The organism is Amycolatopsis sp. NBC_00438 (genome assembly GCF_036026695.1).
Classification (GTDB): domain Bacteria; phylum Actinomycetota; class Actinomycetes; order Mycobacteriales; family Pseudonocardiaceae; genus Amycolatopsis.
Genome location: NZ_CP107923.1, coordinates 3,214,400 through 3,229,709 on the forward strand (window position 1 = coordinate 3,214,400; position 15,310 = coordinate 3,229,709).

General features: G+C 70.2%; 13 protein-coding genes. 1 reads left to right on the forward strand and 12 read right to left on the reverse strand.

Annotated elements, in window-relative coordinates:
• Positions 1-58: 58 nt before the first annotated feature.
• The 9 genes from OG494_RS14120 to OG494_RS14160 all read right to left on the reverse strand — a co-directional run bounded on the left by OG494_RS14120 (position 59) and on the right by OG494_RS14160 (position 9,446).
• A complete protein-coding gene (locus tag OG494_RS14120) occupies positions 59-541 on the reverse strand; it encodes a nucleoside deaminase (RefSeq protein ID WP_328455730.1) in 483 nt (160 codons plus the stop codon).
• 7 nt (positions 542-548) lie between these two features.
• Positions 549-2,852: a xanthine dehydrogenase subunit D gene (pucD, locus tag OG494_RS14125; protein ID WP_328455733.1), complete on the reverse strand. Its 2,304-nt coding sequence runs from the start codon at positions 2,850-2,852 to the stop codon at positions 549-551.
• A complete protein-coding gene (locus OG494_RS14130; RefSeq protein WP_323327814.1) occupies positions 2,849-3,319 on the reverse strand; it encodes a (2Fe-2S)-binding protein in 471 nt (156 codons plus the stop codon). The genes pucD and OG494_RS14130 overlap by 4 nt, the downstream gene beginning before the upstream one ends.
• Positions 3,310-4,179: an FAD binding domain-containing protein gene (locus tag OG494_RS14135; protein ID WP_328455735.1), complete on the reverse strand. Its 870-nt coding sequence runs from the start codon at positions 4,177-4,179 to the stop codon at positions 3,310-3,312. Before OG494_RS14135 ends, OG494_RS14130 begins: the two co-directional genes overlap by 10 nt.
• A 259-nt stretch (positions 4,180-4,438) precedes the next feature.
• Positions 4,439-6,130: a glyoxylate carboligase gene (gene gcl / locus OG494_RS14140; protein WP_328455737.1), complete on the reverse strand. Its 1,692-nt coding sequence runs from the start codon at positions 6,128-6,130 to the stop codon at positions 4,439-4,441.
• Between the two features lies 1 nt (position 6,131).
• Entirely contained in the window at positions 6,132-7,019 is an 888-nt protein-coding gene (locus OG494_RS14145) for a 2-hydroxy-3-oxopropionate reductase (RefSeq protein WP_328455739.1), read from the reverse strand.
• On the reverse strand, positions 7,016-7,834 hold the full coding sequence (locus OG494_RS14150; protein WP_328455741.1) for a hydroxypyruvate isomerase family protein: 819 nt from the start codon (positions 7,832-7,834) through the stop codon (positions 7,016-7,018). Before OG494_RS14150 ends, OG494_RS14145 begins: the two co-directional genes overlap by 4 nt.
• A 107-nt stretch (positions 7,835-7,941) precedes the next feature.
• Positions 7,942-8,460, reverse strand: coding sequence for an NADH-quinone oxidoreductase subunit NuoE family protein (locus tag OG494_RS14155; protein WP_328455743.1), 519 nt, complete (start codon positions 8,458-8,460; stop codon positions 7,942-7,944).
• Entirely contained in the window at positions 8,457-9,446 is a 990-nt protein-coding gene (locus OG494_RS14160; RefSeq protein ID WP_328455745.1) for a 2-dehydropantoate 2-reductase, read from the reverse strand. Before OG494_RS14160 ends, OG494_RS14155 begins: the two co-directional genes overlap by 4 nt.
• Before the next feature lie 249 nt (positions 9,447-9,695).
• On the opposite strand from OG494_RS14160, the gene OG494_RS14165 reads away from it, so the two are divergent.
• On the forward strand, positions 9,696-10,433 hold the full coding sequence (locus OG494_RS14165) for a GntR family transcriptional regulator (RefSeq protein WP_328455747.1): 738 nt from the start codon (positions 9,696-9,698) through the stop codon (positions 10,431-10,433).
• A gap of 31 nt (positions 10,434-10,464) precedes the next feature.
• On the opposite strand, the gene OG494_RS14170 is transcribed toward OG494_RS14165, so the two are convergent.
• From OG494_RS14170 to frc, 3 genes are all read right to left on the reverse strand, one after another.
• Positions 10,465-11,844 carry an OFA family MFS transporter gene (locus OG494_RS14170; protein WP_328455749.1) on the reverse strand — a complete coding sequence of 460 codons (1,380 nt, stop codon included), beginning with the start codon at positions 11,842-11,844 and terminating at the stop codon, positions 10,465-10,467.
• 102 nt (positions 11,845-11,946) lie between these two features.
• Positions 11,947-14,073 (reverse strand): acetate--CoA ligase family protein, encoded by a 2,127-nt coding sequence (locus OG494_RS14175; protein ID WP_328455751.1) that lies wholly within the window; start codon positions 14,071-14,073, stop codon positions 11,947-11,949.
• Positions 14,074-15,303, reverse strand: a complete 1,230-nt coding sequence (gene frc / locus OG494_RS14180; protein WP_328455753.1) for a formyl-CoA transferase — start codon at positions 15,301-15,303, stop codon at positions 14,074-14,076.
• Between the last annotated feature and the right edge of the window lie 7 nt (positions 15,304-15,310).

The window sequence follows — 15,310 nt, forward strand, 5'->3', positions numbered from 1 at the left end:
GACGATCTCTTCGGGAATGCTCCGGTCAGCTGGCCTTGTGGGTCAGTAAGCGGTGAGGTCAGTAGTCGGTGCGGTCGCTCTTGTCGAGCCAGGCCGCGAAGGGCGCGAAACCGTCCTTTGCGGACAGTCGCGTGACGGGGACGGTCCACGTGTCGCGGGGACGGTCGAAGAGCTCGTAGAAGGCACGGTCGTCGAAGCCGGCCTTGGCCGCGTCGTCGCGGTCGGCGGCGTAGACGACCTTGTCGACGCGCGCCCACAGCGCCGAGGACAGGCACATCGGGCAGGGCTCGCAGCTGGAGACGAGCACACAGCCGTCGAGCGTGAACGTGCCCAGGGCCTGGCAGGCCGCGCGGATGGCGACGACCTCGGCGTGCGCGGTCGGGTCGAGGTTCGCGGTGACGCGGTTGACGCCGGTGGAGACGATCTCGCCCTCCTTCACGATCAGCGCGCCGAAAGGGCCGCCGCCGTTCGCGACGTTGGTCTCCGCGATGCGGATGGCTTCCGCCAGCCACTCGGTCTCGGTGGACAGGGAGGTGGTCATGGTTTCCTCAGGTTCCGGTGATGTGCTCGGGGCGGATGGGGACGCGCGGCAGCTCGAGGCCGGTGGCCGCGCGGATGGCGTTGGCGATCGCCGGGGTGGCGGAGATCGTGGGCGGTTCGCCGACGCCGCGGACGCCGTAGGGCGCGTGCGGGTCCGGCCGCTCCAGGACGTCGACGCGCATCGGCGGCATGTCGAGGATGGTCGGGATCAGGTAGTCGGTGAACGACGGGTTCCGCACCTTGCCGTCCTTGACCAGGATCTCCTCCATCACCGCGAGGCCGAGGCCCTGAGCCGAGCCACCTTGGATCTGGGCGACGACGGCGTCGGGGTTCATCGCCTTGCCGACGTCCTGGGCGCAGTCGAGCTGCACCACCTTGACCAGGCCGAGGTCCAGGTCGACGTCGACGACCGCGCGGTGGGCGGAGAAGCCGTACTGCACGTGGGCGTCACCCTGGCCGGTCTCCGGGTCGAGCGGGTAGGTCTTGCGGTGGTGGAACTCGCGGGTCTCCTCGACGGCCGTCTCGCCGAGCAGGTCGGCGAGGTCGGCGACGACCTCCCCGTCGGCCGCGACGATCTTGCCGCCGGCCAGGGTCGCGCCTTCGACGGCGCGGCCCAGCCGGAGCGCGGCCAGTGCGTACACCGCGTCGGCGACCGCGCGGCAGGCGTTGCGGACCGCGCCGCCGGTGACGTAAGTCTGGCGGGACGCCGAGCTGGAGCCCGCGTCGCCGACGCTCGTGTCGGCCGGGTGCACACTCACCCGCGTCAACCCCAGCTCGGTGCGGGCGATCTGCTGCTGCAGCGTCACCAGGCCCTGGCCGACTTCGGCGGCCGCGGTGTGCACGAGCGCGACCGGCTCGCCGCCGATCACCTCCAGCCGGACGCGGGCGGTCGAGTAGTCGTCGAGGCCTTCGGCGTAGGAGATGTTCTTGATCGTGACGCCGTAGCCGATGCCGCGCACGACGCCTTCGCCGTGGGTGGTGTTGGACGCGCCGCCGGGCAGGTCCCGGATGTCGCGCTCGCCCGTGGGTTCCGGCGGCAGTGGCAGGTCGCGGACGCGCTGGACCAGCTCGGCCACCGGCGCCGGGAAGTCGACCACCTGGCCGGTGACCACAGTGGACCCTTCGCTCATCGCGTTGCGGATCCGCAGTTCCGCCGGGTCCAGGCCGAGCGCGGCAGCCAGTTTGTCCATCTGGGACTCGTAGGCGTACGTCGGCTGCACCGCGCCGAGCCCGCGCATCGCGCCGCAGGTCGGGTTGTTGGTGTAGACGCCCCAGCCTTCGATGTGCGCGTTCGGCACGTTGTACGGGCCGACGCTCAGCGTGGTGCCGTTGCCGACCACGACCGGGGTCTTCGAGGCGTACGCGCCGCCGTCGAAGTACATCTTCGCGCGGACGTAGACGAGCTCGCCGTCCTTCGTCGCCCCGTGTTCGTAGTACATCTTCGCGGGGTGGCGGTGGACGTGCCCGAAGAACGACTCCAGCCGGTTGTAGCTCATCTTCACCGGGCGGCCGGTGCGCAGCGCGAGCATGCACGAGTGGATCTGCATCGACAGGTCTTCGCGGCCGCCGAACGCGCCGCCGACGCCGGACAGCGTCAGCCGCACCTTCTCCAGGGGCAGGCCGAGCGCCTTCGCCGTCTGGCGCTGGTCGACGTGCAGCCACTGCGTGGCGAGGTAGAGGTCGACGCCGCCGTCCTCGGCCGGCACCGCGAGGCCCGACTCCGGGCCGAGGAACGCCTGGTCCTGCATGCCGATCTCGTAGACACCGGACACCACGACGTCCGCCGTCGCGGCCGGGTCGCCCTTGACGATCCGCTGGTGGCGGACGAGGTTCCCGCCGGGGTGCAGCTTCGGCAGCGTGTCGTCGTGCGCGGCCCGCTCCGGGTCGGTGATGGGCTCGAGGACGTCGTACTCGACGACGATCTCCTTGAGCGCCTGCCGGGCGATCTCCGGGTGGTCCGCGGCGAGGATCGCGACCGGTTCGCCCTGGTAGCGGACCAGGTCGCCGGCCAACGCGGGGGTGTCCTGGTACTTGAGGCCGTAGACGTTCTCGCCGGGGACGTCCTCGTGGGTGAGCACCGCGTGCACGCCCGGCTGGGCCAGCGCGCGGGAGACGTCGAGGCGGACGATCCGGGCGTGCGGGTGCGGACTGCGCAGCGTGGCGCCCCACAGCATGTCCTCGTGCCACAGGTCGGAGGAGTAGGCGAACTCGCCGCGGACCTTGAGCGTGCCGTCCGGGCGCAGCGGGCTCTCGCCGATGCCGCCGGCGATCGTGTCCTGCAGCTCCTGCGGGGAGCGGGCCGGGGCGCTCAACGGAGCGCCTTCTTCGCGGCGGCGTCGCGGACGGCGTCGAGGATCTTCTCGTAGCCGGTGCAGCGGCAGAGGTTCCCGGCCAGCGCCTCGCGGATCTCGACGTCGCTGGGGTCGGGGACACGCTCGATCAGGTCGTGCGCGGCGACCAGCAGGCCCGGCGTGCAGAAGCCGCACTGGACGGCGCCCTGCTCCACAAAGGACTCCTGGACCGGGTCGAGCGCGTCGCCCTCGGCCAGGCCTTCGACCGTGACGACGTCGCGGCCCTCGGCCTGCCCGGCCGCGACCAGGCAGGCGCAGGCCGGCACGCCGTCGACGTAGACCGTGCACGAGCCGCATTCGCCCTGCTCGCAGGCGTTCTTCGAGCCCGGCAGACCGAGCCGCTCGCGCAGGACGTAGAGCAGGCTTTCGCCTTCCCAGACGTTGTCCGCCCGGCGGGGTTCGCCGTTGACGGTGACGTTCACGCGCACTTCGCGCTCCCTTCGCAGTATTCGCCCCAGGCCCAGGTCAGCGTGCGCCGCGCCATCACGCTCAGCGCGTGACGCCGGTACGCGGCGCTCCCCCGGACGTCGTCGATCGGTGAGGCGGCCGACGCGACCAGGTCGCCGAAGCGGCGTTTCACCGAGTCGTTGAGGGGCCTCGGCGCGTCCCAATCCAGCTCGCCGGCCAGGAACTCCTCGGCGTCGAGGGCCCGCCGGGGTGTCGGCGCGGCCGAGCCGACGCCGGTGCCGACCCGCTTTTCGGCGGGGTGCAGCGCCAGGCCGAAGGCGGCGACCGCGATGACCATTGCGTTGCGGGTGCCGATCTTGCTGAACTGCTGGGGCCCGGTGGCCGGGGCCAGCAGCACGCCCGTGATGAGCTCGTCCGGCTCCAGGACGTTCCGCTTCACGCCGATGTAGAAGTCCTTCGCCGCGACGATCCGGGTGCCGCGGACGGAGGCGATTTCGACCTCGGCGTCGGCGGCCAGGAGCGCCGGGTGCGAGTCGCCCGCGGGCGAAGCCGCGCCCAGATTGCCGCCCACGGAACCGCGGTTGCGGATCTGCGGCGAGCCGACGGTCCGCGAGGCCATCGCGAGGCCGGGCAACTTCGCGCCCAGTTCGGTGATGATCCGGGTGTAGGGCACGGCGGCCCCGATCCGGATCCGGCCGCCGTCGGTGCCGTGCTCGTGCAGCTCGCCGACACGGCCGAGGTCGAGCAGCGCGCCGGGGCGGCGGTGGTCGAAGTTGATCTCGACCATCACGTCCGTGCCGCCGGCGAGGGGGACCGCGCCGGGGTTCGCGGCCTTCGCGGCGAGCGCGTCGGCCAGCGAGGCGGGTCGGAGGAATTCCACTGTGGACGTCCTTTCGGGGGTGCTTCGTGAAGAAGTACACACGCTCGGCTGTGGCCGGGACCACGGCAAAACCCCTGAAAGAGGGGTGAATTTCGGGCCCGCGTTTGTACTTTCCGACAAGCGCCGTCCCGCGGACGCGGAAAGGCCGCCGTGCGAGGTCGGGGTTCTCGCACGGCGGCCGGGGTCACGCTGGGAGGTCGTGAGTGTTTAGGGCGGTTAGAACCGCCCTAAACACTCACGACGTGCTGCGGCAGACTGCTCAGCCTGCCGGTTCGAACTCGCGGACCGAGTCGAGGGCGGCGCCCATCGCGGCGTTGCCCTCGCGCTCGATCATGATCTCCACCAGCACCGGACGGCTGGTCCGTTCGGCCTCCTTGCGGGCCCATTCGAGGGACGTCCGGATCTCGCCGGGCTCGTGCACGCGGGTGCCCGAGCAGCCGTAGGCCTCCATGATCTTCACGTTGTCCGTGCCGATCGCGTCGTAGTGGATGTCGACCTCGAAGTTCATCTCGTAACCCGTCTCGGCCTGGCGGATCAGGCCGAGGTACTCGTTGTTGAGCATGATCAGCACGAATCCGACGTCGTACTGGGCCGCGACGGCCAGCTCCTCGACGAGGAACTGGAACCCGTAGTCGCCGACGACACCGACGACCTCCGCCTCGGGCCGTGCCTTCTTGACGCCGATCGCGGCCGGGATCTCCCAGCCGAGCGGGCCGGCCTGACCGCAGACCTGGTAGTGCCGCGGCTTGTGCGCCTGCTGGAACTGGCCCGACCAGATCTGGTAGAGCCCGATCGCGGTGACGAAGTACGTGTCCTCGCCGAAGGTTTCGTTGATCTCCTTGAAGACCCGGGGCGCTTTGATCGGCAGGGAGTCGAAGTCCTCCCGGCGGGGAAGCGCTTCCTTCAGCTCCGCGATCCGGCCGACCCACTCCCGCCTCGGCTCGATCGAGCGGCGGTCCAGGGCGGCCAGCAGCGCGTCGAGGAACTCGCGGGTGTCGGAGACGATCCCGAGGTCCGGGCCGAACACCTTGCCCAGCTGCGTCGGCTCGATGTCGACGTGGATGAACTTCCGGTCACCGCGGTAGACCGACAGCTCGCCGGTGTGCCGGTCGCCGAAGCGGGCACCCAGCGCGAGCACGAGGTCGGCCTCCAGGAAGGCGGCGTTCGCGTAGCGCTGCGAAGTCTGGATGCCGGCCATCCCGGCGAACAGCTCGTGGTCTTCGGGGAAGCTCCCCTTGCCCATGAGCGTCACCTGCACCGGGACGTCGAGCCGCTCGGCCGCGGCCCGCAGCTGCTCGCTCGCCTCGCCGAGCACGACCCCGCCACCCGCCAGGATCAGCGGCCGTTCGGCGGCCAGCAGCAGGTCGAGGGCGCGTTCGACACGCGCGGGCGCGGGCGTCACCGTGGCGACCGGCAGCGGCGAGTCGATCGAGGAATCCCACTCGATGTCCTGCTTCTGGACGTCGATCGGCAGGTCGATGAGCACCGGCCCCGGACGTCCCGAGCGCGCGATCCGGAACGCCTCGCGGAAGATCCACGGCAGCTGCGCGGCCTCCTTGACCTGCACCGCCCACTTCGTCACCGGTTTGGCGATCTCGACGATGTCGACCGCCTGGAACGCCTCCTGGTGCAGCTTCGTCGTGGCGGCCTGGCCGGTGATGCAGATCATCGGGATCGAGTCCGCGTGCGCGGTGTAGAGCCCGGTGATCATGTTGGTGCCGGCCGGGCCGGACGTGCCGATGGCGACACCGACGTTGCCGTTCGTCCTGGCCCAGCCGTCGGCCATGTGCGTCGCGCCCTCTTCGTGGCGGACGATCAGGTGCTCGATCGCGCGGCCTTGTAGGGCGTTATACAGCGGGAGGATCGCGGCGCCCGGGCAGCCGAAGACGGTGTCGACGCCTTCGCTCTCCAGGACGTCGACGACGGCTTGCATGGCAGGGATCCGTGGCATGTCACACCTCCGCCGGGACGCGGCCCGACAACTGTTCGACGACCTTCAGCAGGGCCGAGTGGTCCAGGGAGCCGTACCCCATGGCACGGCCGGCGGCGACGAGCTGGGCGACCAGGCCCGTCAGCGGAAGCGCGACGTCGGCCTGCCGGGCGGCGGCCAGCGCGATCCCCATGTCCTTGTGGTGCAGGTCGATCCGGAACCCGGGCGCGAACTGGCGGTCCACCATGGACTTGCGCTTGAGCTCCAGGATCCGGCTGCCGGCGAGGCCGCCGGCAAGCACGTCGAGGCCCGTCGCGGCGTCCACTCCGGACGCTTCCAGCAGCACGATCGCCTCGGCGACCAGGCCGTAGATCCCGCCCACGACGAGCTGGTTGGCGGCCTTCACGACCTGGCCGGCGCCGTGCGGGCCGACGTGCACGATGGTCTTGCCGAGCGCGTCGAACAGCGGCTTCGCGGCGTCGAAGTCGGCCGCGTCGCCACCGACCATGATGGACAGCGCGGCCTGCTCGGCGCCGGCCTGGCCGCCGGACACCGGTGCGTCGAGGACCCGAATCTTCTTGTCCCGCGCGAGGTTCGCGACCTCGATCGACGTCTCGGGCCGGATGGTGCTCATGTCGATCAGCAGCGTGCCGGGCGCGGCGGTGGCGAGGACCCCGCCCTCGCCGAGCGCGACCGCTTCGACCTGCGGGTGGTTCGGCAGCATCGTGATCACGACGTCCGCCCCGGCGACCGCGTCGGCCACGTCGGTGGCCGCGCGCCCGCCGGCGGCCTGCAGCTTTTCGCCGGCCGCGGCGGTGACGTCGAAGCCGCTGACGTCGTGCCCGGCCGCGACCAGGTGCGCGGCCATCGGCGCGCCCATCACGCCCAGTCCGATGAATCCCAGTTTCATGCTCGTCCCCTTCGGGTGATCGGCAGCCAGTCCAGCGAGGCGAGGGTGTCGGGTTCCGGGACGTACTCGATCCCGACGAACCCGTCGTAACCCGCCTTTTGCAGCTTCACGAGGTGTCCGCCGAGGTCGACGGTCCCGGTGCCGGGCTGGTGGCGCCCGGGCGCGTCGGCGATCTGCACGTGCCCGATCCGGGAAATGTGCGTCGTCGACAACGCGTCCAGGTCGTCGCCGTTGACTGCCAGGTGGTACAGGTCGGCCAGCAGCGCCACGTTGGCGCGCCCGAGGTCGTCGAGCACGGCCACGGCGTCCGCGGCGGTCTTGAGCGGGTAGCGATCGGCGCCGGAGAGCGGTTCGAGGACCAGCTGTGCGCCGATCTTCGCCGCGGCTTCGGCGGCGGTGGCGAGGTTGACCAGCGCCAGGTCGTCCTGCTTGGCGGGGTCTTCGCCGTCGAGCCGGTTGCCGTAGAGCGCGTTGAAGCTGCGGCACCCGGTGCGCTCGGCGATGCCGAGCGCGACGACGAGACTGTCGGCGAACTCGGCTTCCCGGCCGAGCCACGAGACCAGGCCCCGCTCCCCCGCCGCCATGTCCCCGGCGTAGAAGTTCAGCCCGCGCAACGCCACTCCGGCCCGCTCGATGGACGCGACGAAGGCGTCGACCTCATCGCGCGCCGGGACCGCCACGTCGAACGGCCACCAGTACTCGACGTCGGTGAAGCCCGCCGCGCGCGCCGCTCCCGCCCGCTCGAGCAGCGGTACCTCCTTGAACAGGATCGACAGGTTGGCGACGTACGGCAGGGTGTGCCCCTCTTCTGGCATCGCATCCTCAAATTTCGCTATCCGGAATTTTTCTTTCGCATATCGAGAATAGCCCGCGACCTGCGCCGAGGTCAACGGGTGGGGTCCGCCCTCGATCGCGGCACGCCTCACGCCCAGCGGCCGTCCACATCGGACTCGGGCACCAGCGGGCGCCGGGTGCTCAGCACCGCCGACGCGCCGGTCACCGGGGCGAGCAGTTCGCGCACGGCCGGGTCGCCGGCCTGGAACGCCAGCGCCGCGGGGGCTTCTTCGCAGGCGCCGAGGCACGGACCGTGCAGCCACATGACCCCGGCGACCGCCTTCCCCGCGGCGCCGACGTGCTCGGTGAGGACGTCGCACACGGTGTCCGCGCCGGCGTCCCGGCAGACCTCGCCGGTGCACACGCGCAGCTGCCTTCCCGGCCACTCCGCCAGCGAGAACAGCGGGTGGGCGCGGACGACCTCCGCCACCTCGGCCGGCTGAATCCCCAAGCTCGCGGCGATGAGACCCAGGGCGTTCGGGCTGATCCAGCCGATCCGGTCGCGTACCGCGTGCAGGGCGGGCAGCAGCTGGTCGCGGCCGGCGAACGCGCCGATCACCTCGCGTTCCTCGCGGGCCTGCCGGACGTCGGGGAATTCGCGCGTCATCCGACCGGAGCCGGCGCGTTCACCATGCGGTCGAGCAGGCCGATGGCGGCGTGGACGTGGCGCAGCGCGGGGGCCGGGACGCCGGTCAGCTCGGCCAGCTCGACGACCGCGCCGATGATCGCGTCGATCTCCAGGGGTTTGCCGGCTTCGAGGTCCTGCAGCATCGACGTCTTGTGGTGGCCGACGCGCCAGGCGCCGTCGATGCGCTTCTCGACCGACACCTGCGGGTCGCTGCCCGCCGCGCGGGCGATGGCGAGGGCCTCGGTCATCATCGTCGCGACGAGCGCGCGGGTGTCGTCGTGCTCGCACATCTGCGCAATCGTCGCCCGGGTCAGCGCCGAGAGCGGGTTGAACGCGACGTTGCCCATCAGCTTGACCCAGATGTCGTTGCGCAGCGCGGGTTCCACCGGCGCCTTGAGGCCGCCGGCGACCATCGCCGCGCTCAGGTCGGTGCAACGCGCGGAGATCTCGCCGTCCGGCTCGCCCAGGGAGAACCGGGTGCCCTCCAGGTGCCGGATCACGCCGGGTTCCTCGATCACCGTCGAGCAGTAGACGACGCAGCCGATCGCGCGGCGCAGCTCCAGCACGGCGGTCACCGCGCCGCCCGGGTCGACCGTCTCGACGCGACGGCCTTCGAGCGGATGTCCCTTCAGGCCGCGGAAGTACCACCACGGGATGCCGTTCTGCGCGGCGACGACCGCCGTCTCCGGGCCCAGCAGCGGTGCGAGGAGCGGACCGCTCGCGGCGTAGGAATTCGCTTTCAAGCCAAGGAAAACGAAGTCGACCTCGCCGACTTCGCCCGCGTCGTCGGTGACGTGCGGATGCGCGGTGAAGTCGCCACGCGGGCTGAGCACGCGGACGCCGTGCTCGCGCATCGCCGCGAGGTGGGCCCGCCGGGCGATCAGGTGCACTTCGGTCCCGCCGCGGTGCAGCGCGGCCCCGACGTAGGCGCCGATCGCCCCGGCTCCGAGAACAGCCACCTTCATGATGTGCCTCCCACATCGGTCCAGCACGTGATTGCATACAGTATCCTGAATTCAAGAGAGGGACCAGCTGCGCCACCCAGGTGGGGCAGCTCAGCGCGACAAATCCGGTACAACCGGTCATTTCACCTGGCGGCAGCTGATCCACTCGAACCGAAAAAGCCCACCTCGGGTGAGGGCCCGGGATTTTGCATACCAAAACCTGTATCCTGAGAGCAGACCATCGCGTTCCACTCCGTCTCGAGGTGTCCCGTGAGCCAGCCCGTATCCCCGCTCCCCGACCGCGGCCCGACCGGCCGCCGCACGGCCAAGGGCGCGCTCGGCTCGACCCCCGCCAAGCGCGTCGAACGGCCGGCGCCGCTGCGCCAGGTCGTCTACGAGGCCCTCGCCGAGCTGATCATCAACCGCACCCTCGAACCCGGGCAGCACCTCGTCGAGGCCGACCTGGCCGAGTACCTGGGCGTCAGCCGCCAGCCGGTCCGCGAAGCCCTGCAACGGTTGCAGAGCGAGGGCTGGGTGGACCTCCGTCCCGCCCAGGGCGCGTTCGTGCACCTGCCCACCGACGAGGAGGCCGACCAGCTGCTGAGCGTCCGCAGCGTGCTGGAGACCCACTCCGCGAAGCTCGCCGCCGGCCGGGCCACCGCGGACGACGTCAAACGCCTGCGGGAACTGCAGAACACCGGCCTCAAGGCGCTCGCCGACGAAGACACCGAGGGACTCGTCGCCGCGAACGCCGCCCTGCACGCGTGCATCACCGAGCTGTCCGGTAACGCCGTCCTGGCCGAGCTCATCGGCCTCGTCGACCGGCGGGTCCGCTGGTACTACACGCCGATCGCCCGGCCCCGCGGCCAGGACGCGTGGCACGAGCACGAAGAGCTGATCAACGCCATCTCGGCCAAGGACGCCGGCGCCGCCGAGCAGATCATGACCAAGCACACCGAACGGACCCGCCAGGCCTACCACGAACGTCCGGACGCGCCCCGGTCCTGATTTCCGCAGGACCGGGACGCGGGTCACCGGACTAGCCGCCCGTCGCGGCGGAAGGTCGCGCCACCAGCTCGGTTTCGGCGAGCTGGTGGTGCGTCCGCTTGGGCTGGCGCAGGAACAGCGTCAGCACCGCGGAAAGCAGCGCGATGCACCCGGCGAGGATGTACGCGCCCGTGTAGCCCCACGCGCTGATAACCCCTGCGGCGAGGCCACCACCGCCGACGCCGCCGATCAGTTTCGCGCTGTAGACCAGGCCGTAGTTCGACGCGTTGTTGTTCTCGCCGAAGTAGTCCGGCACGAGCGCCGCGAACAGCGGGTAGAACGCCCCGCCGCCGAACCCGGTCAGGAACGCGAACACCATGAACAGGACCAGGTTGTGCGTGTTCCCCGCGTACATCACGCCGAACTGCGCGCCACCGGCGATCACCAGCACGATGGTGAGCGTCTGCCGCCGGCCGATCCGGTCCGACACCCAGCCGACGACCGCGCGCCCGGTGCCGTTGACGATCGACAGCACCCCGGCCGACGACGCCGCGACGAACGCCCCGAACCCGCTCTCCTTGGCGAAGGGCACCTGGAAGTTGATGCCGAACAGCGAGACCCCGCCGATGATCACCAGGCACACCCACATCAGCGGGAGCATGCCGGTCCGGATCGCTTCCATCGGGGAGAACTGCTTCACCGCGGGCGGGTTCTTGGCCAGGCCGCCACTCTTGGTCCGCCGGTTGGCGGCCCAGTTCTTCGGGTCGACCTCCTGGGGCCACCAGCTCTTCGGCGGGTCCTTGAACAGGAACCCGCAGACTCCGACGACGAGCAGCATGTAGACGCCGATGACGTCGAGGATCACCGTGTAGTTCGTCGGGGTGAGGAACGCGGCGAACACGTAGATGAACGGGACGGCGCCGTAGGCGAACCCGCCGTTGACGAAGCCCGTCCTCGCACCCCGTTTCTCGGGGTACCACTTGCCGACCATGTTGATGCAGGTCGCATACACCAGCCCAGCCCCGGTGCCGCCGAGCATGGAGTACCCGATGAAGGCCACGGCCAGGTTTCCGCTGTGGGAAATGGTGAAGTAGCCGATGCCACTGCACACCGCGCCGGCCAGCATGGCCGTCTTCGCCGACACGATGTTCTTTTCGCGCAGCCGCCCGGCCGGGAACGCGACCCCGGCCTGGAACACGGCCCAGATGCTCGCCAGCCAGAACGCGTCGCTGAGCGACCAGCCGTACTTCTCTTCGAGGGTGCCTTCGACGGCGCCCCAGCCGTATTCGAAAACACTGACCGCCATCATGGCGATCCAGGGCAGCCACACCATCCAGCTTCGCGAACGCCCCATGATGTCCTGCGGCGTCTCGCCTACTCGGTAGACCCGTCCGTTCTCGTCAACGATCTCCTGGTACGTCGCTGCGGTCATAAGAGTTCTCTTTCGTCACCGTTGACTCGTGTCCCTCTGCGTGCCGTCGTGCGGTGGATCTTCGTCCCTTCCTGGTCGGTCGGACAGCCCCTGTGGAGTACTTCAAAGCAGTCCCGCGGCCCGCGCCCACCGGTACTTCGCGCCGAGTACGGCAACGGGCTTCTCGGTCGTGTACGGGTAGGCCACGACGCCGTGCTGGTAGAGGTAGTCGCTGGCTTCCTCGACTTCGACGTCACCCGAGAGCGACGCGACGACGGGCTTGTGGATGCCCTTCGCGCGGTACTCGGCGACGACTTCGGAAACCAGCTCGGCGAACACCATGGGCGGGGTGACGATGGTGTGCCAGTAGCCCAGGATCAGGGCGTGGACGCGGTCGTCCTCGAGGCCCAGTGCGATCGTGTTGCGGTAGGTCGAGGGCGGCTCGCCGCCGGTGATGTCCACCGGGTTGCCCGCCGCGCCGAACGGCGGGATGAACTTGCGGAACGCCGTGTCGAGGTCCGGCGGGATCTCCATCAGGCTCAGGCCGTTGTCGACGCAGGCGTCCGAGAGCAGCACGCCCGACCCTCCGGCGCCGGTGATGATGACGACGTTCTCGCCCTTCGGCGTCGGCAGCAGCGGGATACCCCGGGCGTACTCGAGCATGTCGTTCAGCCCGGGCGCCCGGATCACGCCGCTCTGGCGCAGGATGTCGTCGTACACCTTGTCGTTCCCGGCCAGCGCGCCGGTGTGGGAGCTCGCCGCCTTCGCGCCCTGCGACGTCCGGCCCGCCTTGAGCACGACGACCGGCTTGCGCAGCGACACCCGCTTCGCCGTCTCCGCGAACGAGCGGCCGTCCTTGAGGTCCTCGAGGTGCATGGCGATGAGCTCGGTGTGCTCGTCCTGCTCGAAGAAGGTGAGCAGGTCGTCCTCGTCGATGTCGGCCTTGTTCCCTACCCCGACGATCGAGGACACGCCCATCTTCGCCGAGCGGCTGAACCCGAGGATCGCCATCCCGATGCCGCCGCTCTGCGACGAGAGCGCCACGCCTCCTTTGACGTCGTAGGGCGTGCAGAACGTCGCCGACAGGTTCTCCGGCGTGTAGTAGTAGCCGTAGATGTTCGGCCCGAGCACCCGCACGCCGTGCTTGCGCGCGATCGCGACGACCTCGTCCTGCAGCGCGATGTTGCCGGTCTCGCCGAAGCCGGACGGGATGAGGATCGCGCCGGCGACGCCCTTCGCGCCCGCCTCCTCCAGCGCGGCCGCGACGAACTTCGCCGGGATGGTGAAGATCGCGACGTCGACGTCGCCGGGAACGTCGGTGATGCTCGCGTAGGCCTTGCGGTCGAGGATCTCGGTGGCCTTGGGGTTGATCGGGTGGATCTCCCCCGCGTAGCCGCCGTCGACCAGGTTCTTCATCACCGAGTTGCCGATCTTCCCGGCCTCGGCGGACGCGCCGATCACCGCGATCGACGCCGGTTTCATGATCCGCGTCATCGACGCGAGGATCTCTTCCTGGGTGAACCGCACCGGCTCCTTCGCCGCGTCCGGGTCGATCAGGATCCGGACGTCGACGGCGGTGGCGCCGGCCGGCGTGGCCAGCACCGGGTTGAGGTCCACTTCGGACAGCTGCGGGAAGTCGGTGACCAGCTGCCCGAGCCCGTGGATGACGCCGGCGAGGGCGTCCCGGTCGACCGGTTCGGCGCCGCGGACGCCGCGCAGGATCTCCGCGGCCTGGATGCCGTCGATCATCGAGAGCGCTTCCTCCGTGCTGGTCGGCGCCAGCCGGAACGTGACGTCCTTGAGGACTTCGACGAGCACGCCGCCGAGACCGAACGCGACGATCTTGCCGAAGGTCGGGTCCGTGACCGACCCGATGATCACCTCCTGGCCCTCGGTGAGCATCTGCTGCACCTGGACGCCGAGGACCCGCGCGTCGGCGTTGTACGCCTTGGCGTTCTCGACGATCTTCGTGAAGCCGGCCGACACCGCTTCGGGGTCGGCGAGGCCCACGAGCACGCCGCCGGCCTCGGTCTTGTGCAGGATGTCGGGCGAGACGATCTTGAGCACCACCGGCAGCCCGATCTCCAGGGCCTGCGACATGGCGTCGTCCGCGGTCGCGGCCAGGCGCTCGGCCGGGGTCGGGATTCCGTAGGCCTCGCAGACCGCACGCCCCTCGGGCGCGGTCAGCGACGATCGGCCCTCGGCCGCCGCCTGGGCGAGGATCTTTTCGACCGCTGCGCGATCCGCCACTCAGATCACCCCGGCCGAACGGAGTTTGTCCAGCTCGGCCTCGCCGTAACCGAGTTCGCCGAGCACTTCGTCGGTGTGCTCGCTCAGCAACGGCGACCGTTCGATCTCGACGGGTGAGTCGGACAGCTTGAGCGGGCAGCCGACGGTCTTGAAGCTGCCGCGCTCCGGGTGCGCGACCTCGACGACCGAGCCGAGCGCGGCGAGGGTCTCGTCCTCGATCAGTTCCTGCGTCGACAGGATCGGGCCGCACGGGATGCTGTGGGCGTTGAGCGCCTCCATCACCTCCCACTTGGTGTGCGTCTCGGTCCACTCCTCGACCAGCGCGAACACTTTGTCCAGTTTGGACAGCCGGACCTCCGGGGTGGACCAGGCCGGGTCTTCGGCCAGCTCCGGTTTGCCGAGCAGTGTCGTGAGCGGAGCCCAGCCGACCGGCTGGATGATGACGTAGATGTAGTCGTTCGGGCCGCCCGGCGCGCACTTCACCGCCCAGCCCGGCTGGCCGCCGCCGGACGCGTTGCCCGAGCGCGGGACCTCGTCGCCGAAGTGGTCGTTCGGGTACTCGCCGAGCGGCCCGTGCGCCAGCCGCTGCTGGTCGCGCAGCTTCACCCGGCACAGGTTGAGCACGGCGTCCTGCATGGCGACCTGGACGCGCTGGCCGCGGCCGGTGGACGTCCGCTGGTACAGCGCGGCGAGGATGGCGGCCACCAGGTGGATGCCGGTGCCGGAGTCGCCGATCTGCGCGCCGGTCGCGGTCGGCGGGCCGTCCTCGAAGCCGGTGGTGCTCATCGCGCCGCCCATGGCCTGCGCGATCACCTCGTACGCCTTGAAGTCGGCGTAACGGCCGGGGCCGAACCCCTTGATGGAGGCGTAGATCAGCCGCGGGTTGAGCGCGGCCAGCTTCTCCCACGGGTAACCGAACCGGTCGACGACGCCGGGGCCGAAGTTCTCGACCAGGACGTCCACTCCGGACACGAGCTTCTCGAAGACTTCCTTGCCCTCGTCGCTCTTCATGTTGAGGGTGATGCTGCGCTTGTTGGCGTTCAGCATCGTGAAGTAGAGGCTGTCCACCCCGGGCAGGTCGCGCAGTTGCCCGCGCGTGATGTCGCCCCGGCCGGGGGTCTCCAGCTTGATCACGTCCGCGCCGAGCCAGGCGAGCAGCTGCGTGGACGACGGACCGGACTGCACGTGCGTCATGTCGAGGACACGGACGCCCTCCAGTGCCTTACCCATCTTGTCT

Excerpts from the sequence above, each read along its gene's own strand:
- OG494_RS14120 (WP_328455730.1), bottom strand. The coding sequence starts at position 541 with ATGACCACCTCCCTGTCCACCGAGACCGAGTGGCTGGCGGAAGCCATC.
- gcl (WP_328455737.1), bottom strand. The coding sequence starts at position 6,130 with ATGCCACGGATCCCTGCCATGCAAGCCGTCGTCGACGTCCTGGAGAGC.
- OG494_RS14145 (WP_328455739.1), bottom strand. The coding sequence starts at position 7,019 with ATGAAACTGGGATTCATCGGACTGGGCGTGATGGGCGCGCCGATGGCC.
- OG494_RS14150 (WP_328455741.1), bottom strand. The coding sequence starts at position 7,834 with ATGCCAGAAGAGGGGCACACCCTGCCGTACGTCGCCAACCTGTCGATC.
- OG494_RS14155 (WP_328455743.1), bottom strand. The coding sequence starts at position 8,460 with ATGACGCGCGAATTCCCCGACGTCCGGCAGGCCCGCGAGGAACGCGAG.
- OG494_RS14160 (WP_328455745.1), bottom strand. The coding sequence starts at position 9,446 with ATGAAGGTGGCTGTTCTCGGAGCCGGGGCGATCGGCGCCTACGTCGGG.
- OG494_RS14170 (WP_328455749.1), bottom strand. The coding sequence starts at position 11,844 with ATGACCGCAGCGACGTACCAGGAGATCGTTGACGAGAACGGACGGGTC.
- frc (WP_328455753.1), bottom strand. The coding sequence starts at position 15,303 with ATGGGTAAGGCACTGGAGGGCGTCCGTGTCCTCGACATGACGCACGTG.